At 51.3% G+C, this 20899-nt stretch carries 20 protein-coding genes; 8 read left to right on the top strand and 12 right to left on the bottom strand.

Annotated elements, in window-relative coordinates; all coding sequences use genetic code 11:
- The first annotated feature begins 142 nt into the window (after positions 1-142).
- The 5 genes from VSQ30_RS05390 (at position 143) to VSQ30_RS05370 (ending at position 6014) form a co-directional block, all read left to right on the top strand.
- Positions 143-2773, top strand: a complete 2631-nt coding sequence (locus VSQ30_RS05390) for a valine--tRNA ligase (protein WP_334462556.1) — start codon at positions 143-145, stop codon at positions 2771-2773.
- Positions 2774-3082: 309 nt separating this feature from the next.
- A complete protein-coding gene (locus VSQ30_RS05385; RefSeq protein ID WP_334462553.1) occupies positions 3083-4387 on the top strand; it encodes a bifunctional folylpolyglutamate synthase/dihydrofolate synthase in 1305 nt (434 codons plus the stop codon).
- A gap of 214 nt (positions 4388-4601) precedes the next feature.
- On the top strand, positions 4602-4928 hold the full coding sequence (locus tag VSQ30_RS05380; RefSeq protein WP_334462552.1) for an anti-sigma factor antagonist: 327 nt from the start codon (positions 4602-4604) through the stop codon (positions 4926-4928).
- Positions 4928-5359: an anti-sigma F factor gene (gene spoIIAB / locus VSQ30_RS05375; RefSeq protein ID WP_160642371.1), complete on the top strand. Its 432-nt coding sequence runs from the start codon at positions 4928-4930 to the stop codon at positions 5357-5359. Before VSQ30_RS05380 ends, spoIIAB begins: the two co-directional genes overlap by 1 nt.
- A complete protein-coding gene (locus VSQ30_RS05370; protein WP_334462550.1) occupies positions 5343-6014 on the top strand; it encodes a sigma-70 family RNA polymerase sigma factor in 672 nt (223 codons plus the stop codon). The genes spoIIAB and VSQ30_RS05370 overlap by 17 nt, the downstream gene beginning before the upstream one ends.
- Before the next feature lie 203 nt (positions 6015-6217).
- On the opposite strand, the gene VSQ30_RS05365 is transcribed toward VSQ30_RS05370, so the two are convergent.
- From VSQ30_RS05365 to VSQ30_RS05355, 3 genes are read right to left on the bottom strand one after another with little or no spacing between them, the layout of a single operon-like run.
- Positions 6218-7282 carry an SIS domain-containing protein gene (locus tag VSQ30_RS05365; RefSeq protein WP_334462549.1) on the bottom strand — a complete coding sequence of 355 codons (1065 nt, stop codon included), beginning with the start codon at positions 7280-7282 and terminating at the stop codon, positions 6218-6220.
- Between the two features lie 29 nt (positions 7283-7311).
- Positions 7312-8106 (bottom strand): fructoselysine 6-kinase, encoded by a 795-nt coding sequence (frlD, locus tag VSQ30_RS05360; RefSeq protein ID WP_334462547.1) that lies wholly within the window; start codon positions 8104-8106, stop codon positions 7312-7314.
- On the bottom strand, positions 8103-8435 hold the full coding sequence (locus tag VSQ30_RS05355; protein ID WP_334462545.1) for a PfkB family carbohydrate kinase: 333 nt from the start codon (positions 8433-8435) through the stop codon (positions 8103-8105). The genes frlD and VSQ30_RS05355 overlap by 4 nt, the downstream gene beginning before the upstream one ends.
- Positions 8436-8717: 282 nt before the next feature.
- Between VSQ30_RS05355 and VSQ30_RS05350 the strand changes: the two genes are divergently transcribed.
- The 3 genes from VSQ30_RS05350 to VSQ30_RS05340 all read left to right on the top strand — a co-directional run bounded on the left by VSQ30_RS05350 (position 8718) and on the right by VSQ30_RS05340 (position 10988).
- Complete coding sequence (locus VSQ30_RS05350; RefSeq protein WP_334462543.1) at positions 8718-9155, top strand: transposase family protein; 438 nt, start codon at positions 8718-8720, stop codon at positions 9153-9155.
- A gap of 8 nt (positions 9156-9163) precedes the next feature.
- Entirely contained in the window at positions 9164-9442 is a 279-nt protein-coding gene (locus VSQ30_RS05345; protein WP_334462542.1) for a transposase family protein, read from the top strand.
- A 1240-nt stretch (positions 9443-10682) separates the two neighbouring features.
- A complete protein-coding gene (locus VSQ30_RS05340) occupies positions 10683-10988 on the top strand; it encodes a hypothetical protein (RefSeq protein WP_016293580.1) in 306 nt (101 codons plus the stop codon).
- A 62-nt stretch (positions 10989-11050) separates the two neighbouring features.
- On the opposite strand, the gene VSQ30_RS05335 is transcribed toward VSQ30_RS05340, so the two are convergent.
- From VSQ30_RS05335 to VSQ30_RS05295, 9 genes are all read right to left on the bottom strand, one after another.
- Positions 11051-12205 (bottom strand): recombinase family protein, encoded by a 1155-nt coding sequence (locus VSQ30_RS05335; RefSeq protein WP_334462541.1) that lies wholly within the window; start codon positions 12203-12205, stop codon positions 11051-11053.
- Positions 12091-12660, bottom strand: coding sequence for a LytR/AlgR family response regulator transcription factor (locus VSQ30_RS05330; protein ID WP_334462540.1), 570 nt, complete (start codon positions 12658-12660; stop codon positions 12091-12093). Before VSQ30_RS05330 ends, VSQ30_RS05335 begins: the two co-directional genes overlap by 115 nt.
- Positions 12661-12944: 284 nt before the next feature.
- Positions 12945-13766, bottom strand: a complete 822-nt coding sequence (locus tag VSQ30_RS05325; protein WP_300809763.1) for a sensor histidine kinase — start codon at positions 13764-13766, stop codon at positions 12945-12947.
- Between the two features lie 86 nt (positions 13767-13852).
- Positions 13853-14638 (bottom strand): ABC transporter permease, encoded by a 786-nt coding sequence (locus VSQ30_RS05320; RefSeq protein ID WP_300809760.1) that lies wholly within the window; start codon positions 14636-14638, stop codon positions 13853-13855.
- Positions 14631-15545 (bottom strand): ABC transporter ATP-binding protein, encoded by a 915-nt coding sequence (locus VSQ30_RS05315; protein ID WP_334462539.1) that lies wholly within the window; start codon positions 15543-15545, stop codon positions 14631-14633. Before VSQ30_RS05315 ends, VSQ30_RS05320 begins: the two co-directional genes overlap by 8 nt.
- Before the next feature lie 89 nt (positions 15546-15634).
- Complete coding sequence (locus VSQ30_RS05310; protein WP_334462538.1) at positions 15635-16300, bottom strand: response regulator transcription factor; 666 nt, start codon at positions 16298-16300, stop codon at positions 15635-15637.
- Positions 16301-16409: 109 nt separating this feature from the next.
- Positions 16410-17687, bottom strand: a complete 1278-nt coding sequence (locus VSQ30_RS05305; RefSeq protein WP_334462536.1) for an MFS transporter — start codon at positions 17685-17687, stop codon at positions 16410-16412.
- 431 nt (positions 17688-18118) lie between these two features.
- Positions 18119-19483, bottom strand: coding sequence for a hypothetical protein (locus VSQ30_RS05300; RefSeq protein ID WP_334462534.1), 1365 nt, complete (start codon positions 19481-19483; stop codon positions 18119-18121).
- Positions 19473-20039, bottom strand: coding sequence for an RNA polymerase sigma factor (locus VSQ30_RS05295; RefSeq protein ID WP_334462532.1), 567 nt, complete (start codon positions 20037-20039; stop codon positions 19473-19475). The genes VSQ30_RS05300 and VSQ30_RS05295 overlap by 11 nt, the downstream gene beginning before the upstream one ends.
- Between the last annotated feature and the right edge of the window lie 860 nt (positions 20040-20899).

Below are 20899 nucleotides of genomic sequence, written 5' to 3'. Positions count from 1 at the left end.
CCCCGCCCTGTTTTCCCACTTGACATTTTCTCCAGGAAATACGATAATGTAGATTCAGGGATGTTTCTCCCGGAAAAACACAGAAGCAGAAGGGCGTTCTGCCCGGTTTTGCCAGTTATAGAAGTAGAAAGGACAGATGAAAATGAGCTGTGATCTTGCCAAGGCCTATGAGCCAAAAGAGGTGGAGCGCCGCATCTATGATTTTTGGATGCAGGGCGGCTATTTCCACGCAGAGGCTGACCCCCAGAAAAAGCCCTACACCATCGTCATGCCGCCGCCCAATATCACCGGGCAGCTCCATGTGGGCCATGCCATGGACACCACCATGCCCGATATCCTCATTCGCTGGAAAAGGATGCAGGGCTATTCCGCCCTGTGGCTGCCCGGCACGGACCACGCTTCCATCGCCACAGAGGCAAAGATCGTGGACGTCATGAAGGAGGAAGGAGTCACCAAGGAAGACCTGGGACGGGAAAAATTTCTGGAGCGTGCCTGGGCCTGGCGGGAAAAATACGGCAGCCGCATTGTGGAGCAGCAGAAGCTCCTGGGCCTTTCCTGCGACTGGGAGCGTTCCCGCTTCACCATGGACGAGGGACTTTCCAAAGCAGTGCGCCATGTGTTTGTGAAGCTCTATGAAAAGGGGCTGATCTATCGAGGCGAGCGGATGATCAACTGGTGCCCTCACTGTCAGACCGCCCTTTCCGACATTGAGGTGGTCTTTGAAGAACAGAATGGCTCCTTCTGGCACCTGCGCTACCCCCTGGCAGACGGCAGCGGGTATGTGGAGCTTGCTACCACCCGCCCGGAAACCATGCTGGGAGACACTGCTGTGGCGGTACATCCGGAGGATGAACGCTACAAGCACCTAATCGGCAAAAATGTTATCCTGCCCCTTGTGGATAAAGAAATCCCCATTGTGGCGGACGAATATGTGGAGATGGACTTCGGCACCGGCGTGGTGAAAATCACCCCCGCCCACGACCCCAACGACTTTGAGGTGGGCAAGCGCCACGACCTGCCCATTATCAACGTGATGAACGAGGACGGCTCCATCAACGAAAACGGCGGTAAGTATGCCGGGATGGCAGGGATGGACGCCCGCAGGCAGATTGTAAAAGACCTGGAAGAGGGCGGCTTCCTTATCAAGGTGGAGCCGCTGACCCACAACGTGGGCACCTGCCAGCGCTGTCACACCGTGGCGGAGCCAAGGATCTCCACCCAGTGGTTTGTGAAAATGGAGCCTTTGGCTAAGCCTGCCATTGACGCCGTGAGAAGCGGAAAAATCCAGTTTATCCCGGAAGACCGGGCCACAAAGGTATACTACAACTGGATGGAAAATATCAAGGACTGGTGCATTTCCCGTCAGCTTTGGTGGGGGCACCGCATCCCGGCCTGGTATTGCGAAGACTGTGGGGGAACCATCGTTTCCGAGACGGATCCCGATACCTGCCCCAAGTGCGGAGGAAAGCGCCTGAAGCAGGACGAGGACACCCTGGACACCTGGTTTTCTTCGGCGCTGTGGCCCTTCTCCACCCTGGGCTGGCCTGAAAAGACGGAAGATTTGAAATATTTCTATCCCACCGACGTGCTGATGCCCGGCTTTGATATCATTTTCTTCTGGGTGGCAAGAATGATTTTCTCCGGGCTGGAGCATACCGGGGACATTCCCTTTAAGAAGGTCTGCTTCCATGGCCTGGTGCGGGATGCCCAGGGCCGGAAGATGTCGAAATCTCTGGGCAACGGCGTGGATCCCGTAAAGGTGATTGACGAGTACGGGGCAGACGCTTTGCGGCTGTTCCTCATCACCGGCAATACCCCTGGCAACGATATGCGCTTCTCCACAGACAAGGTGGCTGCCAGCCGGAACTTTGCCAACAAGATCTGGAACGCCGCCCGGTTCATCCACATGAACATTGACGGCAAAGACGTGCCCTGCGCCCTGCCGGAAACGCTGACCCTGGCGGACAAGTGGATTGTCAGCCGGTTTAACACAGTGGCAAAGGAAGTTACGGAAAACCTGGAGAAATTTGAAATTGGCATTGCTGTGCAGAAAATTTACGATTTCCTCTGGGACGAGTTCTGCGACTGGACTATCGAGCTTGCAAAGCTGCCCATGTCCGGTACGGACGAGGAAGCGGCCCAGTCTGCCCGGCAGGTGCTGGTGTGGGTGCTGTGCAGTACCTTAAAGCTGCTGCATCCCTTTATGCCCTTTATCACAGAGGAAATCTGGCAGAGCCTGCCCCACGAGGGCGAGGCCCTGATTGTGGCCCCCTGGCCTGTGTATGACGAAGCCCTCCATTTCCCGGAGGCCGAAAAAGAGATGGAGAAGGTGAAAGAGCTGATAACCGCTGTGCGCACCCGCCGCAGCGAGATGAACGTGCCCCCCTCCCGGAAAGCCCATCTCTATATTGAAACCCAGTCCCCTGCCGCTTTTGAGACGGAGAAGGAGGCCATTGCCCGCCTGGCCTATTGCAGCGGCGTGGAAATCGAGGAAAGCTTTGCCGCCATGGAAGGGGCTGTCACAGTGGTGACTGCTGCCTGTCGGGGATACCTGCCCATGGACGATCTCATCGACCGGGCCGCTGAAACCGCCCGGCTTACAAAGGAGCTGGAAAGCGCCCAGAAGCAGTTGGATACAGTGAACGCCAAGCTTCAGAATGAAACCTTTATGTCCAAGGCGCCCCAGAAGGTGATTGACGGCGTGAAGCAGAACGGCGAAAAGCTTCGGGAAAAGGTGCGCATGATTGAAGAGTCCCTTGCGGCTTTCCGGTAACCCCCAGGGCCTGACCTTGGGGCGCTGCCCCAAACCCCGCAAACCTTTTTGAAAAAAAGGTTTGATCGAAAAACCACGATGCCTTGCCCCGCCCATGGGCCGCTGGCGCGGCCTGCGCAGGCTTTGCCAGCCGTCTCCGTGAGCAAACTCCCGGCGGCGGCTCCCAAAACCTGCTTGTTTCCCTGCGGGAAACCCAATGGGCTTTCATTTGAACCAAAATAACTGACACAGAAGCGGGATCCCGGCAGCGCCGGGATCCCGTATTCTCCAAAGCTTTTCATGTTTTTCCCTCTGAAAGGAGTGCTGCCCATGACCTACGAAGAAGCTATAGAAAAAATTGACAGCCGCCTGCTTTTCGGCGTAAAGCCGGGGCTGAAAAATATCACGGCCTTGATGGGCCTGCTGGGGAACCCCCAGGACGCCCTCCGGTTCGTCCACGTGGCGGGCACCAACGGCAAGGGCACCACCTGCACCCTCGCGGCTTCTGTCCTGCGGGAAAGCGGCTACAAAACCGGATATTACATTTCGCCCTATGTGCTGGATTTCCGGGAGCGCTTCCAGATAAACGGGGAGATGATTCCCAAGGAAGAGCTGGCGGAAGAAGTGGAGCGCATCTGGCCTTTTATAGAGGAAATGGACAGGCGGGGCCAGTATATCACAGAATTTGAGTGCATCACAGCCCTGGCTTTTGACTGGTTCGCCCGGAAAAAATGCGATGTCGTGGTGCTGGAGGTGGGCCTGGGCGGCATTACAGACGCCACCAATATCATCCAAACCCCGGCGGCAGCGGCCATTACCTCCATCTCCCTGGATCACACCGCCATTTTAGGGGGCACCCTGGAGAAGATTACCGCTGAAAAGGCGGGCATTATCAAGGCCGGGGGCCGCCTGGCCCTGTATCCGGAGCAGGCCCCGGCAGTTCTGGAACAGATAAAAGAAGTGTGCCGGGAAAAGGGCGCGGAGCTGTTTATCCCGGACATGGGGAAAATCCAGGTGGAGGCGGCCTCCATCTTTGGCACAGATTTTGCGGCGGATATGCAGGGCGCAAGCCTGCGCCTGCATACCCCTTTCCTGGGAGGGCACCAGGTGAAAAACGCCGCCACAGCGCTGGAGGTTATCAAAATCCTGCGCAAGGAGGGCTTTGCCATTTCCGACGAAGCCCTAAAAAGAGGCTTTCAAAAGGCCTTTATCCCGGCGCGGATGGAGGTCATCTCCCAGCAGCCCCTGTGCCTGTTGGATGGCGGGCACAACCCCGGCTGCGCCAAAGCTTTACGTGCGGCCCTGGAGGATTTTGTGCCCCAGCGGAAAATCGCCATTATGGGTATTATGGCGGACAAGGACAGCGGCCGGTTCCTGGAGGCCGTTGGCCCCGCCTTTGACAAGCTGATTGCCATCACTCCTAACTGGGGCCGGGCACTGCCTGGAGAAAAGCTGGCGGAAGCAGCCCGGGCCTTCTGCCGGAACGTGTCGGTGGCACAGACCTGCGGCGAGGCCATTGCCGCCGCCATGAAGGATATGACCAGGGATGACGCCCTCATTGTCTGCGGATCTTTCTATCTTGCCAGCGAAATCCGGGAGCAGCTTAAAGGAAAGCTGGAAAATTTGCAAACCTGACACGCTTCCCGAAAAATTGCACAACGCGCCTGCTACAATAGCCCTGTAAAAGGGCGGAGGCTTCTGCAAAAGGCTTTTGCTTTTTGCAGGGGCCTTCTTTTTTTAAACAATATAGTAAACTTTGAAAAACATAGTTTTTGGGTCAAACCTTTTTTTAAAAAGGTTTGCGGGGTTTGGGGCGGCGCCCCAAGGTTTTAGGAAGCAAAAAGAAAGGATGAAAAAAATGAACGTGCAGTTAAGCTACAAGGAAGGCGTGCTGACGGCAAAGCTCTTTGGAGAAATCGACCACCACAGCGCCAAGGAAATGCGGGAGTCTATAGACGATACAGCCCAGAAGCTGAAGCCATACTGCCTGCGGCTGGACTTCACCGGGGTGCCCTTTATGGACAGCTCCGGCATTGGGCTTATTTTAGGCCGGGTGCGGCTGTGCGGGTTTTGGCGGGGGCATGTGGTGCTGTGCGGCCTTTCCCAGAACCTTACAAAAATGGTAGATTTGGCGGGTATCAGCGGGGTGGCCGCCATTGAAAGGAGGGCTGGCTGATGAAAGCGCTGAATCAGGCACAGGTGTGCTTTTCCTCTAATTCCGTAAACGAGGGCTTTGGCCGGGCGGCAGTGGCGGCGTTTTTGTCCCAGCTTGACCCTACGGTAGCAGACCTGACCGACATGAAAACCGCTGTTTCCGAGGCTGTCACCAACGCCATCGTACATGGCTATAAAGACCGCATGGGCACTGTGTACATAACCGTCAAGCTTTATGAAAGCGGCAAGGCTGTGGTGCGGGTGCGGGACAAGGGCTGCGGCATCCCGGACATCGAAAAGGCCATGGAGCCTCTTTTCACCACCGGGGGCGAGGAGCGGGCCGGCCTGGGCTTTGCGGTCATGCAGAGCTTCTGCGACAGCGTGCGGGTCACCTCGGCAGTGGGCCGGGGCACCAGCGTAACCCTGACAAAGCACTTTGGGCGCAAGGAGTGAGGCCCCCCTCCTCCCGGTGCAGGACGTGGAGGAGAACATGGGGCTTGCCCACCTGTGCGCAAGGCGGTTCATGGGCAAGGGCGTGGAATATGAAGACTTGTTCCAGGCAGCGTGCCTGGGGCTTATCAAGGCTGCGGAAAACTTTGACAGCACAAGGGGCGTGCGGTTTTCCACCTATGCTGTGCCTGTCATCCTGGGAGAGGTGCGCAGGCTTTTCCGGGACGGCGGGGCCTTGCGGGTGTCTCGGGGGCTGCGGGAGCTGGGCCGGAAAGCCCAGTCGGCGGCAGAGGAACTGCAAAAGGAAACAGGCCAAAGCCCCAGCCTGGGGGAAATTGCGGACAGGCTGGGGGTGGCCCCGGAAAAAGCGGCCCTGGCATTAGGAGCCTGCCGGGCGCCAGTGTCTCTGACAGGCGGCGAGGAAGGGGAGCAGCTTGAAATCCCTGTGGAGGCCCCGGAGGAAAAAATGACCGAGCAGCTTACCCTCCAGGCCATCCTCCACACCCTGGAGGAACGGGATCAGAAGCTGATTGCCCTGCGCTATTACCAGAGCAAAACCCAGACCGAAACCGCCCGGATTCTGGGCATGACCCAAGTGCAGGTGAGCCGCCGTGAGAAAAAGCTGCTTCTCTACATGCGCCAGATGTTTGATGGGTGAGGGCGAAACACGGCTTTTCAACCTCCCTTTGAAATTTCTTCTTGGGATGATCAGGACGTGTTTGAAAAACGCAAGCATCATCTTTTTGCCCCAAACGAGACATATGACGGTTTGCGGCGCATTTTACAGTTACTGGAAGGGCCTGTTTTAAAAATCCGGCACTTTTTCTATGTTCAAACGCGTTTACTATATTCCGTGGTTCCTTAATATTCAAACTGCCGGTAATACCGCCGGATAGATAAGGGGTGCCGGAGGAAAAGCTCCAGATAAGCGTCCACACGGTTGTTTACGGCGTGCATCATCAAATGGGAAACAGAGCCGCGGAACTCTGGGGAGATGCCAGGCATAGGCAGTTCCTTTGTGTCGATAACCGTATAGTTTCCGCATACCTTCGGCAGGAACCGGGCCACTCGCTCTGCCAGGGGACGCTGCTCGTCCTCTCCCATGAACAGGGTAACCGGCGTGTCCGCTGTGATAATCTCCATGGTTCCATGGAAAAACTCTGCGCAGGTAATGGACTTGGTGCGTATCCACATCTGCTCTTCCCAATAGCACATGGCATACGAGTAGGCGGCGCCCCACTGGCTGCCTGCCCCGATAAAATAGTGGGGCACATCGGGGTGCTTCTGGAGGAAGAAGGCCTTGCTTTTGGCAAATTCCCAGGCCCATCTGTCCGCATCCTTTTCAATCTCCACCAGGCCTCGGGCCAGGCTGGCTTCCATCTCCCGGTTATAGCGGTCATACTCGGCAAACTCGCCGTTTTTGTACATAAGGTAGTTTGCCAGCATGTAGAACTTCAACTGCTCGTTTTTAGGGTACACCACCAGGTAATCCCGCCTGCCCTCTTGGGTGAGGACCGAGCCGGGCGTGTCGATGAAAGCCAGCACCCTGGCTCCCAGGGCCTTGACCTTCTCCACCATGCCCACCATCTCCAGGGTGTTGCCGGACACGCTGGAGTAGACAACCACAGAACGGCTTGTCAGCCGCTTGTTGCCTGTGGTGAGATACTCGGCGGCGTTTTCAGCGCAAACGTCCAGGGCGGAACGCCCCCGCATGTAGACCTCCGCCTGCATGGCCGAGGCGTAAGTCCCGCCTATGCCCATGAAGAAAATGCGGTCAAAGCCCTCCTCCCAAATCTGGTCTACAATTTTTTCAATTTCGGGCCGCAAAGCCAGCGCGCCATTTATGCTGTCCAGGTCGCCCTGTTCGTCAAAATTGCGCAGGCAAGGCCCCTGGGGTTCTGCCCAGGCAGTAGGTGTATATTCCATTTTCATGCTCCTTTTACTTGATGCGCCTGTTACCACGCGCCAAAATACTGTAAGGTTTCCGTAGCGGCAGCGGCGCCCATTTCCATAGCCTTTTCCACAGGCGCCCCGCCAATGATACCTGTAAGGAACCCTGCTATGTAGCTGTCCCCCGCGCCCATGGAGTCCACCACCTTCGGACAGGGGACAACGCCAAACTTGTGAAAGGCTGCCCCGTCAAAGCAGAGGCTGCCCTGCTCCCCCAGCATGGCAGTCACCAGCCTGGGGCCTTGGGCATGGTAACGCCTGAGCTGCTCCCGCAATGCCGGGGTGTCGCCGGAATCCGGGGAGAAAAAGAAATAATCTGTGTGGGGCAGAGCATTCCGGCCCGCAGGGTCATCGGGGCGTATGGCCCCGTCAAAGGCTGTGGGCAGGCCCCGGGCGCGAAGCTCCGGGAAAAACCCCTCCACCTTGCCCCACAAATCGCAGACAACCGCGTCATGGGTGCAGATGAAATCTATATCTTCCCTGGAGAGCGTATAATTTTCCAGCACCCCTTCGTCATAATCCCCCAAAATGCGTTCGCCGTCCCGCAGCTCCACCTGGGAGACTGCCGTAGCCCCAGGCAGGACGTGAAGGTGGGACACATCCACGCCTTTTTCCCCCATGGCTTTTTGCATTAGCGCCCCGTAAGGGTCATCCCCCACCGGGCCAATGTAAGAGGCCGTGCCCCCCAGCCGCAGGGTGTAAACCGCCATGTTCACAGGGCCGCCTCCCGGGCAGGGCAGGCCGCCCTCCAGGTTTTGGTAAAAATCAATGCAGTTGCTGCCAATAGCCGCCAGCTTCATCCGCCCACCTCCTTTGGTTTCATTTTCTCCCATTCTTCCAATTCTGTGCGCCCGGCAATCGGTATCCCGCAGCCGAAAGCCCCTTCCAGCAAAACGCCTGCAGGGGATGCCTTCAGCAATTCGCACAGCAGCGCCGCCAGGTAGGAATCCCCTGCGCCCATGGTATCCAAAACCTTTTCCGCAGGCAAGGCGGGGACGATGGTCAGTCTGCCTCCATACAGCGCGCAGGAGCCTTCCTCTCCCCGGGTGGCCAGCACCAGCGGCACGCCGTAAGAAGCTGTTTCCTTCATTCTCAATGCTCTGGTATATTTTGTAATTGTATCTCCCATCTTTTCTTTGGCTTTCTCCCGAACACAAAATGCGGGTTCAATTTATCGCATCTTTTCGACCGCATTGTTCCCGCTCCTTTCCGTGTCGAAAAGAGACACGATATGCTTGTGTTTTTTATATTATAGCATATTTAAGATTTCTTTTCACTATCTTTTTCGCTAAATTACGTTCAATGTGTCAAATGCAGAAGAACTGTCCTGCCTCATTTTAGGGGCTTTGTTTTCTTCCGCACTTATATTAGACCTCTTGCGAAAATAAAAATAGTGCGATAAAATAGAGGCATGAAATACGAAAAGCTAGCGGAATATTCAAACACAAAATTTCGGAGAATTACCGGGGTAAAGTGGGCAACATTTGACAAGATGGTAGAAATTCTGCAAAAAGGATATGCGGAAAAGCACCGGCGCCGTGGGAGGACGCCAAAGCTGAGCATAGAGGATCTGCTGCTGGCCACCCTGGAATATCTGCGGGAATACCGTACCTATGCCCATATAGCGGCCAGTTATGGGATAGCGGAAAGCAACATCTACCGAGGAATCAAGTGGGTGGAAGACACGCTGATCCGGGATGGGACATTTTCGCTGCCAGGACGGAAAGCGCCGCTGAAAAGTGATGCCGAGTATGAGGTGATTCTGGTTGACGCAACGGAATCGCCCATTGAACGACCTAAAAAAAGCAAAAGCGATTCTATTCCGGAAAGAAAAAGCGGCACACACTGAAAACACAGATGCTTGTCCGCCTTCAAACCGGAGAAATCATTGCACTGGCATTTTCTAACGGAAAGAGGCATGATTTTCAACTATTCAAGGATTCTCATGTCCATGTCAAGGCAGAAACGGTGTTGGAGGCGGATACAGGATACCAGGGGATTGCCCAGATACACGCCAATTCTCTCCTGCCGAAAAAGCGTTCCAAGAATCATCCGTTGTCCAAACAAGAACGCAAAGATAACCGCGGGATTTCAAGGGAACGTATCCTGGTTGAACACGCTATCCGCTTTGCCTAATTTCGCAAGAGGTCTAATAAATAATAATGCTATGACCAGTTCGTCTGTAATTTCTTCCTTTGTTGCAGCATCCGCATTGAATGTTTCTATGGTCGAATTCCTATTTCTATTAAAAATATTGAACAATAGAAATGCCAGTAAAATTAGCAGACAGGCAGTTATAAACCTATACTTTTTTATAAGGCTCCATGCTTTTTATTACTATATCTACACCACACCTATCTTCAATATTCCATTAACATCTACAGCATACTAACAGGCAAAATTCCAAACTATCATGGAAACTCATATACAAACACGAAAACTCCGAGCAGTTTCCGTGTTTGTATCATATCCCCCATATTCCAACAGCATTTTCCGTCAAACTAATACGCCTTTCAGCTTTATACTATCACGGAAACCCCCGACTTTTGCGTGAAAGTATACTTTTGCCTGATAGTACGATTTTTCCCCCTATCACCATCCTATCAGCGGCATCTAAAAACACGAAAAAATGGGGTTCACCAACCATTCCAGTGAACCCCACCAAGCCTAAAAAACCTAGCTGAAAGCCTTGCTTTCAGCTTATTTTAAGCCATTCTTCAATACTTTCGCCTGCGAGTGCCAAAATTCCTATGGCATTATTTCTGAATAGCCGCCTGTGCCGCTGTTAGATTCTGATGACTTTTACCCCTGGGGTAAATAATTTACCCCTTTTACCCCACCTGTGCGGAATTTACCCCACCCTATTTTGCGATTCGACAAATCGACAAATTAACCCCTTGCCTTTATGCGGAATCCGCTATAAAATGATTTCAGCGGAACGCTCCGCAGCGTTTGACAGATGCGGGGGAATCTGTTACAATAAAAACACAAAAGGGAATACTGCCGATAGACGGTCAGCCCCGATAAAATTACTTACAAAGAAGTGACCTTACCTTTGGCTGGGGCGGTCACTTTTTTGTGTGGTTTATGTACGCTATCAAGATCGAAACGATGATTCCAAGAATCATCAGAACAACCGTCAGCAGTTCATAGTCACTCATCAAGCATCCCCCCTTTCCCGGTTTTACCCGTAGTCAGAGGGGCAGTCCCCTCTGCAAAGAAGGACTGACCGCCTACCCGTTATGGCAGTACCCCATGCGAATATATTATCAGAAAATGTCGGATGCCACAAGATGGTTTTCCAGCTTTTTATTTTTCCACTTGCTAAATCCCAAATTCAGAGGTAAGCTACAACACCACGGAAGGAGGGATTGGATTGGAAAAAGATTCTGCATTATACCAATTGATGGACACACGCATGAACGGTGTCATGAACGGCATTGTAAGCGGTGACGGGGAATACCAGGCGATTCTCCGAAAGTCGGACATATACTCCGGCGAACTGGACAGGATGGATTTATCAAAAGAAATCCGGCTGCTCATCGACCGCTACGTCTGTGAGCAGAACGCGCTGGGCTCCCGGTTTGGGATGCTTGCATATCTGCTTGGATTTTCCGACTGCAAGGCTATGTTTTTAGGGAAATGCCTGCCAACAGAAGTAAAAGAAATGATTACAGAGTAAGACCGCAAAATGCCGGACAGGACGGAAAGGCCGCCACAGCCCTTCCGCCCTGTCTCTTTCGTCTAAATATAAATCCATGCCTCCAGTTCCACATATTTGTTGGACTTTGACCACTGCGGGTGCATCTTGAACCATGCCCGCTCGTCATCCGGCGTGACCGTCAGCTTCGTAAAATAAACAGGGGAACCGGCATCGTCCAGTTCCCCGCGGGCTTCGGGGCTTAAGTTTAAGAGCCACTCAAAGCGGTCTTCGTAAACCCTTACCCCGAAAACATATTTATCGATATCTTCCTCCGAAAACTCCCCATCCTCCGGCACGGGCGGCTGCCCCATGAGCCTCTGCAGGTTTTCCAGCTTGCCGCTCACGTCCGCCTCCGTGGCAGGCTTCACATCGCCGTACTGCATCATCTGCTGTTCCAGCTCCGCTATCTTTTTCTCCACCTCCTGCTGCTTGCGGCTGAATACCTCTTTCGGTATCTCGTTGTTCATCCGCATATCGAGCAGCGTCTCGTAGCGCCCCCGCTCCTTTTTGAGCTGTTCTTCTATGATTTCCTTGTCCCGCAGGACTTCCGACTGCTCCACCCCTGCCGCGCCGAGGCCGAGGACTGCCGCTGCTTCCCGGAGCGTCCCCTCCGGGTCATCGAAAACGGCGTGGAGGACTTTCTGCGCCATCGTGTGTACCTTCCAGTCCTGCACCAGCGGCACCCGGCAGACGCCCTCGATACTCAGGCCGTTTTTCAGCCTTGCTGAAACCGTCCCCGTCCGGGTCTGGTCATAGCACTTGTAGGTGTAGGTGGTGAAGTCCCTTGACTTGGAGTGCCACCTGGTCTTTGCGAAAGCGTGTCCGCACTGGCACCGCAGCTTCCTGCGCCAGAGGTCATCCGAGTGGATGCCCCTGTTCTTCCTGAAATGCTCCATCTGCGGCCTCTTTTCCTCTATCAGTTTCTGCACCTTTTCAAATTCCTCTTTGGTGACGATGGGCTGGTGCTTCCCTTCCACGATGATGCGCTCCAACTCCCCGTTGTTCTTCGCCCTTTTCTGTTCGAGGTAGTCCGGCACATATTCCTTCCGGTATTCCAGCTCGCCGCAGTAGAGGCGGTTCTTCAGGATATGGCTGATGGTGGCGTAATGCCACAGGCTCTTCCCCATCGCCGTGAGGTCGCCGTCTTTTTCAAGCTGTTTCTTAATCTTCTGGCTGCCGTTTCCCGCAAGGTACATATCAAAAATCTTCCTGCCCTGCTCTCGATATACAGGATGTCAGACTGGTCAAGCGTAAGGTTCCTCGTCCGGATGAAAAGGCATTTCTTTTCCTTCTTTTTCTTTGCCTCCCCTGCCGCCCTTTGAAGCACTTCCGCAAATTTCCCCTCGTCCACGGGCTTTAACAGGTAGTGGAACGCATAAAGGTCAAGGGCATCGAACACATACTCCTTAATGCCCGTGATGAATATGAGGACGGTGTCCTCCTGCCGTTCCCGCAGTTTCCTCGCCGCCTCAATGCCGTTCATGCCGTCCATCTGTATATCAAGGAAGACAATGTCAAACCGTTTCCCCGACGCAAGCAGCTCCCCGCCCGTGGCATAGGCTTCTATATGGCTCCCCGGTTTCTGCTCTTCGATCAGGGCGCATATATGCTCCCTGATCGCTTTTTCATCATCTACAACTGCTATTTCCAAAATCCATCACCTCAAATCCTGCAAAGGCATTCACCTTTTATATCGGCAGAAAATTTCTATTTTTCGGGCGGAGGGAACGAAACGACCACTTTTCGGGAACGAAAGGCATAAATGAAGCGCAAAAATATCAAAAACACCCCTAAAGTTTTTCGCTTTTCGTCCGATAAGCCTACCCGCATATTACCCTTCCAAGTAATTTCCCTTATCAGGCCGCCCGGCCTGTCTGCGTAAAAGACAGACCGCCGCATATGGCAGATGAAGGCCATCGTGCGGCGGTCTGTGCTTTACTGATTCTGTCCCTGAAACCTCAGTGATATTGTCAGCTTCCCATCTGTATAAACTGCCTCTATCTTTCCACCAATGCGCTCAGTAAGCGCCTTTGCAATAGAAAGCCCTAACCCGGTTGAGTTTCTCCCGGTCTCAATCGTATAAAAGCGGTCAAACAAACGCTCTACCATAACCGGAGTCAGGCTCTTTGCAGAATTGGTAAAACGTATCGTCCCGTCTGCATCCAGCCTCACCCGTAAGTCGCCGTCACTGTATTTCAGGACATTGCTCAATATATTGCTGACAATCCTGTCAAAAGCAGGACGGTCTACTCGGCAGTGGACCGGAACCTCTGTAATCTCAATCTCCGGTTCTATCCCTTTCTGTGCAAACTCCCCATAACAGGCGAGCAGGCTCTCCTCCAGTATCCGGTTCAGCACGGCTTCTTCACAGACACCCTGCCATGAGGAAACGATCACCGAATACCGGAACAACTCCTCCGTAAGCTGCCGCAGGCAGTCCGTCCTATTCTGTATCTGCCCGATGTAAAATTTTACTGTTTCCACATCTTCCTCATGCTCCAGCAGGTCAAGGTAGCCATATATGGCGGTGATCGGCGTCCGCAGGTCATGTGAGATGTTCGTCACGGCGTCCTTCAATTCTCTGTCGCCATTCATATATTTATGCCGCACTCCCCGCAGGTTCCTTAATCCCGTATTTATCTCCGCAGCTATTTTCCGTATATGGCGGTCATGGGTGGGAATGGTGAGCAGGCTGTTTGTTTCCTTATTTAAATAATCCCGGAACTGGGCAGCCAGGCCCTTTAAATCTTTTTTCATAAGCAGTATCTTCAAAACCCACAGGGCATTTAAAAAAAACAGCAGACAGCACAAAACCCACGGAAACACCATCCCACCCCCGTTCCTTACTTTAAATCCTTTTTTGTAAACACTGCCATCCCGCAGACAGTTGTCAGTGCAATGCAGATGACAGAATACAGCGGGAGCCGGTACAGATGGATAAAGATGCCCGAAATCTGAAGCTCCTGCCCAACCGGAAGGAAATCATATAAAAATTCCAATAAGGGACGTATGGATTCGCTGGGCATATGGTTCAGCGACGCACCGTGGTAATAGCTGAATACCGCCGTCTGTAAAAACGGGGCGCCTATGAACATCGCGGCATACAATACCATGCAGACAGTTGCGGAAATGGCCTTGTTACCAATCAGCATGGACAGCAGGGTAAATACCCCGGCATACGCCCCAAGCATCAGGATTCCGCTGAACATACGGAAAGCAAGCTGCATTGGGTTTGCCAGGTTCCAGCCAAACATCGCAGTTCCCATAACGGCTGTGACAAAGCAGCCTGAAAGGTACACAAAGGCATTTGCCAGATAAACAGTGAACAGATTTGCAATGTAAATCTCTTTTCTGGTATGCCCCACCATCAGCTTGTTCCTCATTGTCCCATCGCTGTATTCTGTTCCAAGAAACATGCCACAGAATACAGAGCAGAATGCGCTCGCAACGGGCAGTGTGGAAAGGAAATACCAGTTGAGCTGCCGGATCACAGTCTCCGGCGTGTCTGCCGCTTCCTGATAGTTCATGAACAGGAGGAATGCAACATATGCCATTGACACGGCCACCCCCGCACGGAAAATCCTGTTCTTTTTCAGTCTCATCATATTCACATAAATAAGGTTACGCATTCCTGCCACCTCCCATAAGGTTCATATAATAGTTCTCAAGGCTTTCGTCATGCTCGTGCATGGACCTGACTTCACATCCCTCTTTATCAAGGGCGACTGCAAGCTGTGTGACGCTGACCTCCCCATATATGTCTGCCTCCGACTCAGAAATGATGTTATATTCCATTCCCATGCCGTCCAGTACCCGGCACAACGCCCTTGTATCAGTCACTGACAGGCGGATGCATTTCCGGCAGGCAGCATCCAGCTCTGCGGCGCTTACTTCCCTCACCATAGCGCCCCTGTCCACAAAACCGTAATGTGTAGCCAGCTTTGACAGTTCGTCTAAGATATGGCTGGAAATAAGGATGGTAATCTGCTGCTCCTGGTTCAGCCTTAAGATAAGCTCCCGGATTTCAACAATCCCCTGCGGGTCTAAGCCATTGACAGGCTCATCCAGAACCAGAAAATCAGGCGAGCCGCAGAGGGCAACGGCAATCCCAAGCCTCTGGCGCATCCCAAGCGAAAAATGCTTTGCTTTTTTCTTCCCGCAGCCATCCAGGCGGGCCAACTGCAGCAGTTCCGGGATTCCCTCATAATTCGGGAGCCCCAAAACACGGTACTGTATTTTCAGATTTTCCTCTGCACTCATATCCATATAGATGGATGGTGTTTCCACCACGGCCCCCATATGGCGGCGGGCTTTGTGTATCCCCCTGTCCGTATTTTTCACCCCATAAAGTGTGTATCCGCCGGAAGTCGGCTCCTGAATGCCCGCAATCAGACGGATCAGCGTGGTCTTCCCCGCCCCGTTCCTGCCAACAAGTCCATAGATTGCCCCTTTGGGGACGTGCATGGTAAGCCCGTCCAGTGCCTTGAAGCTTTTATACTGCTTACAGAGCATAGCAGTTGTCAGACAATATTCCATAATCTTCTGCCTCCTTATGTTCGTTGCCCCATTCTATAACGAAATGGTCAAGGCAGCGGTCAAGAAAAAAGTCAAGAAATGGTCAAAATCTACCACACGTCCAGCTTAAACCCAATCCCCCAGACCGCCTCTATATATTCCCTGTCTCCGGCATCACGCAGCTTCTTCCGCAGGTTGCTGATATGCTGTTTCAGGGAACGCTCCGTACAGTCCGGCGTGTCCTCACATATCCGGTCAAGGATCACAGCCTTTGAAATAGCCTGCTTCGGGTTCTGCATCAGCAGTTTCAGTATGGCATATTCCGTCTTTGTCAGCTTTACCGGAATATCTTTTACAGCAAGCTCATGGGACACCATATCCAGCCTGAGGTCACCACAGGATAAGATAGAAGACGGCTCCCTCCCGCTGCTCCTGCGGAGCTGTACCGTGATACGGGCAAGCAGTTCTTTCATGTCAAAGGGCTTTGTGATGTAATCTGCCGCCCCACCAAGCAGCATATCAACTTTATCATCTATCCCAACTTTTGCACTGACTACAATAACAGGAATTCCCTGCATCCGGGGCAGGATTTCCTCTCCAGGCAGTCCGGGGAGCATCAAATCCAGAAGTATCAGATCCGGCGTATGTTCAGAGAGCAGGTAGAGCGCCTCCGTTCCTGAATATGCCCGGAGCGTCCCATACCCCTCACGGGTCAGCGTCCTTTCCAGAATGTCCCCGATATGCTGGTCATCCTCTATAATAGCAATTATTTTCATATACATTACACCTCGTATCTGAGCTACATTTTCGTATTCATAATGGGGCATACATCCCACAAAAAGTATCATAAGGAGCAGGATAACCCGCCCCTTATGTATTATCCAATCAGTTTAATTTCCTTATTTCCCGGTTGAAACAGGAAACCATGCTCACCGTAAAGCCGCATATCCCGGTACATAAAAACATTGCTGCCATGCCGCTCCCGGCATTATCCCCTACGATCCTCCCCAGCATCCCTGCCATCCTGTTCCCGGAAACCATAAAAGGCTCAAACACATAATCTGCCAGCCAGCCTCCGAGGATAATTCCAGCCGGAATCGTGCTGTACTGAATAGCATTTCTGACAGCAAACACCCTTCCCTGCATGGCAGCAGGAATCTTCTGGTACAGTATCGTATTCTGGTTTGCCATGATAAATGGAATAGGCAGGCTGGCAGCAGCCGCAGCAGCCGACCACCAAAATACGTTTTTACCGACTGCCATCAGCAAGTCCCCAAACAGAAAAGACAGTGCCGCCGAAACATAAATAGCCGCTGTCTTATAACGGCTCTCTTTTTTCACGGAAACAAAGATTCCCCCGGCAATCCCGCCTGCCCCCATGCAGGCATTTACAATTCCAAGTGCAGCACTGTCCCCGGAACTTCTTGCCAGAATCATTGGCGATAAAATATTCTCATAGGTCAGCCTTGAACAGAAATTGATCAGCGCCATCGTAAGCATGATGTATAATATGCCTTTTTCTTTTTTCAGAAAATCAAACCCCTGCGCTATCCCGGCAAAGGGTGAACTGTATGCTTTGTCCTGCGCCTGTTCCGGGATTGTAATACAGAACAGCAGTACGCAAAATGCAAAAGCAAAACTCGCCAAATCTATCAGCAGGATAAGCGGGAGCCCGCCTGCCGCAAACAGGAAAGCCGCCAGCATGGGGCTGAATACCACGATAAGATTATTGGAAAAAGAATTCATCCCGCTGACATTTGAAATCTTCTCCTTTGGCACAAGCCTTCCCGTTGCCACTGCGGACGCAGGCTGCTGGAATGCATTCGTTATACCGACCACCGCATTTATGGCATAGATATTCCAGACTTCCAGACTTCCCATAAGCAGAAATACCAATACTGCCAGCGAACCAGCCGCCGCAATGCTGTCCGAAACCAGCATGATCGTTTTCTTCTTATGCCTGTCTATAAAACCGCCGACAAACAGGCTTAAAAATACATACGGCACATAATTGCAAAAGGACATGAGCGAAACGGACATTGCGGAATGGCTCTGTCCATATGCCCACAAAACAAGCGCAAACCCGGTCATGGAGCTTCCAAGTCCTGATATGCCCTGGCTTAACCACAAAATAATATATTTCTTAAATGATCTTTCTTCCATTGAATTTTCTCCATTCTATTCTTAATTTTTTCAGAATAAAAAGTACAAAATCCAATGTGGACGATAGTTTTTACCTCTGTACAAATTTCGTCCAGACACCAGACTTTGTACAGAGTCCTTTGTTTAAGTCAATCACTAAATGGCAGAGCATATTTCCCACCTCCCTCAGTTATCTTTTCGCAGGACAGTATAGCATGGAAATTCCTTTAAATCAATTTATCCTTGAAAACAATAAATTATCAGTATTGAACTATGCATCAGATATATACTGTTACTCCATCTCCCTGAACGTGCCGGCCATTCCCCCGACAAGGCTCCACTGGCGCTGCATATAGGATTTCATATTTTCCGTGCTTTGCCTGTACGCCTGCCAGACTGTTTCATACTACTTCGATAAAATATCGTTCCTGCTAAAGCCAAGAACAGGATTGTTAATTCTTCTGCTCATATAAATCCTGTCGGCTGTTGATATTTTCAGGAACATACTCTATTTCCATAACCCCGCCTATCGTATCCAAATCCCGGAGCCTTTGCAAATCCTCTTCTGCGTTTGATGTCACTACAACATGGAGCCTGTATGGGTTCTCATAGACCGATGATGATATGACAAATGGCATTTCATGGTTCATCATGGCACTGCTCACTTTTGTCTGCAGCTCCGTCACATATTCCAAACTTACATCTGTATTTGTATTTTCCAAAAGGGCCGTGCCTGCTCCGGCATCTGAATTCTCTTTCTCCTGTTGAGCATCCTCTGTCTTCACGTCATGGCTTTGCCGGTCTTCTCCCTCATACCCCATGATCCCGATAATTTCACATATACTTGCAGCCTGTTCTTCTGTCAGGGGGCTGTAGGCAATGCCTGAAAACTCGTAAAACATATCCGACACCGCTGTATACTTCAAACCATCTATTACGTTCCCATAATCTGTAGTTATTGACAAATACCGCCCAAGCCTCACCGCTTCATGGGATGGTGTCTGCCCATCGCCCGCCGCTTCCACATCCCCGTAATCAATCCTCTCCCACTGGCCGCTCCCATAGCAGGTCATGCCGGACAGCACTTCATATATTGTTTCTATTGCGGCCCTGTCGGTTATTTTTCGTGTCCCAACTTCTTCCTGTATTTTCTTTCCTGCATCCGTATTATCCATTCTGGCAGGCGCCACTTCTATTTCTGTGATCGCATCCGCGGAATCAATCTGATATACCAGCTTAAGGACATCATCGTATGGGTATTCACCGCTGTCAAAGCATTGGAATTTCCACAGCGAACTCTCCTGCCCATCGTTCCGGATCAGATATTGCAAGTCTGAATGTCCCGAAACATAGTGCCATTCCCCGGTATTGCCAATACTTTTACCCATACTTTCTGCTAACACGGAACTGCCAGCCGAGGGAACCTCCGTATAAAACCCGCTGTATTGTTCTATGGGGACGACTGCATATTTCTCTGTTTGCTGTGCCATAAAGTTCCCGCTATTTGATGCAAGCAGGGAAGATATTGGGGCAAACTGCTCCGGCATTTCGGACTCTGGGCTTTCCTGTATAGGCTGTTCCTGTACCTTATACCCATTCTGCGGAAGGTCACTTTCCGGTTCATGCCGTAATACAGACCAAATGGCTGCAACCCCTGCACAGACCAGACAAAGACCTGCTGCCGCAGCATATCGCATTATCCACATTTTATTTCTTTTTGACCGCAATTTCTTCTTTTTTCTTCTTACCATAAGAGCATGGCTTATCACACTTTCATCCACTAAACCTAATGCATCACTGATGTCTTCACGTTTCATCAAAGAATCCCTCCTGCTCCAAATATTTTTTTAACCCAATACGGGTGCGGTACAACATACTCTTTGCCTTGGACTCACTCATGCCATAATATCCTGCTACCTCACGGATGGAATCCGAAAAGAAATATCTTCCAATAAATACATCCCTTGTCTCCCCCGGTAATTCTGCAAGATAATCCTGAATAGCCTTTGCCAGAAGGTGCAGGTCAACATCCTGTTCTGTTGTGTTTCCGGCAGAAACGCAGTCCTCCAATTCACATAGAGACAGGGCATATTCTGACGCCTGCCTTTTCGCACTGTTCCTCTTTCGGAAAACATCGATTGATATCTGCCTCGTAATCTTACAAAGGTATGTTAAAAGAACACTCGGCCTGTGCGGGGGCATGGATTTCCATGCACTTAAATAAGTGTCATTTACGCTCTCTTTACTGTCCTCCCAATCAGCGAGAATGTTATACGATAATTTCATTAAGTAACGTCCATATTTCTGGTCTGTGTGCTGGATCGCCGCCTCATTGCGTTTCCAATATAATTCAACAATTCTGTCATCCTGCATGGTCTCACTCACCTCCCTGGCTGTTATGCCCTTCATTGTATATCCCGTAAAAATTCAGATTTGGTTGCAGAGAAAAATACTTTTTTTATTTTAGCTCAAAAAAATATTAAAAGCACCGTCATTTTTAGAAAGAGTGGAAGCGGATCAGAAATGCCCAAAAGAAAAAAGAGCTCTCGAACAGCCCTTTTTCTCCCGCTACCATTTTTCAATTTTTCTCTATACTATCACGCAAAACTCCAAACTATCACGGAAACTCATATACAAACACGAAAACTCCGAGCCATTTCCGTGTTTGTATCATATCTCCCGTTTTTCAACAGCATTTTCCGTCAAACTAATACGCCTTTCAGCCAAAACCGACAATACCCTACACCCTTTTACCTTTCCGTTTTATACTATCACGGAAACCCCGGACTTTTGCGTGAAAGTATACTTTTGCCTGTTAGTACGATTTTTGCCCCTATCGCCATCCTATCAGCGGCATCCAAAAACCAAAAAATTGGGGTCCACCACCCACCGTGATGAACCCCACCAAGCCTAAAAAACCTTGATTTTAAGCCATTCTTCAATACTTTCGCCTGCGAGTACCCAAAATCCTATGGCATCATTTGGAAATAGCCGCCTGTGCCGCTGTGAGAGTTTGATGACTTTTACCCCTGGGGTAAATAATTTACCCCTTTTACCCCACCTGTGCGGAATTTACCCCACCCAATTCGACATTCGACAAACGGGATTCGACAAGATTTCCTTGCTTTTATGCGGAATCCGCTATAAAATGATTTCAGTGGAAAGCTCCGCAGCGTTTGACAATTCCATATAAATCTGCTAAGATATATTTACATAAAGGTACTGCCGATAGA

This window comes from Acutalibacter sp. JLR.KK004 (assembly GCF_036941085.1).
Taxonomy (GTDB): Bacteria; Bacillota; Clostridia; order Oscillospirales; family Acutalibacteraceae; genus Acutalibacter.
The sequence above is the reverse complement of the archived record's forward strand: the minus strand, read 5'-3'. Positions and strand labels throughout refer to the sequence as shown.

Coding starts and splice junctions, on each gene's coding strand:
- VSQ30_RS05390 (WP_334462556.1), top strand. CDS start 143: ATGAGCTGTGATCTTGCCAAGGCCTATGAGCCAAAAGAGGTGGAGCGC.
- VSQ30_RS05385 (WP_334462553.1), top strand. CDS start 3,083: ATGACCTACGAAGAAGCTATAGAAAAAATTGACAGCCGCCTGCTTTTC.
- VSQ30_RS05380 (WP_334462552.1), top strand. CDS start 4,602: ATGAAAAAAATGAACGTGCAGTTAAGCTACAAGGAAGGCGTGCTGACG.
- spoIIAB (WP_160642371.1), top strand. CDS start 4,928: ATGAAAGCGCTGAATCAGGCACAGGTGTGCTTTTCCTCTAATTCCGTA.
- VSQ30_RS05365 (WP_334462549.1), bottom strand. CDS start 7,282: ATGGAATATACACCTACTGCCTGGGCAGAACCCCAGGGGCCTTGCCTG.
- frlD (WP_334462547.1), bottom strand. CDS start 8,106: ATGAAGCTGGCGGCTATTGGCAGCAACTGCATTGATTTTTACCAAAAC.
- VSQ30_RS05355 (WP_334462545.1), bottom strand. CDS start 8,435: ATGGGAGATACAATTACAAAATATACCAGAGCATTGAGAATGAAGGAA.
- VSQ30_RS05350 (WP_334462543.1), top strand. CDS start 8,718: ATGAAATACGAAAAGCTAGCGGAATATTCAAACACAAAATTTCGGAGA.
- VSQ30_RS05345 (WP_334462542.1), top strand. CDS start 9,164: ATGCTTGTCCGCCTTCAAACCGGAGAAATCATTGCACTGGCATTTTCT.
- VSQ30_RS05335 (WP_334462541.1), bottom strand. CDS start 12,205: ATGTACCTTGCGGGAAACGGCAGCCAGAAGATTAAGAAACAGCTTGAA.
- VSQ30_RS05325 (WP_300809763.1), bottom strand. CDS start 13,766: ATGAAAAAAGATTTAAAGGGCCTGGCTGCCCAGTTCCGGGATTATTTA.
- VSQ30_RS05320 (WP_300809760.1), bottom strand. CDS start 14,638: ATGCGTAACCTTATTTATGTGAATATGATGAGACTGAAAAAGAACAGG.
- VSQ30_RS05315 (WP_334462539.1), bottom strand. CDS start 15,545: ATGGAATATTGTCTGACAACTGCTATGCTCTGTAAGCAGTATAAAAGC.
- VSQ30_RS05310 (WP_334462538.1), bottom strand. CDS start 16,300: ATGAAAATAATTGCTATTATAGAGGATGACCAGCATATCGGGGACATT.
- VSQ30_RS05305 (WP_334462536.1), bottom strand. CDS start 17,687: ATGGAAGAAAGATCATTTAAGAAATATATTATTTTGTGGTTAAGCCAG.
- VSQ30_RS05300 (WP_334462534.1), bottom strand. CDS start 19,483: ATGAAACGTGAAGACATCAGTGATGCATTAGGTTTAGTGGATGAAAGT.
- VSQ30_RS05295 (WP_334462532.1), bottom strand. CDS start 20,039: ATGCAGGATGACAGAATTGTTGAATTATATTGGAAACGCAATGAGGCG.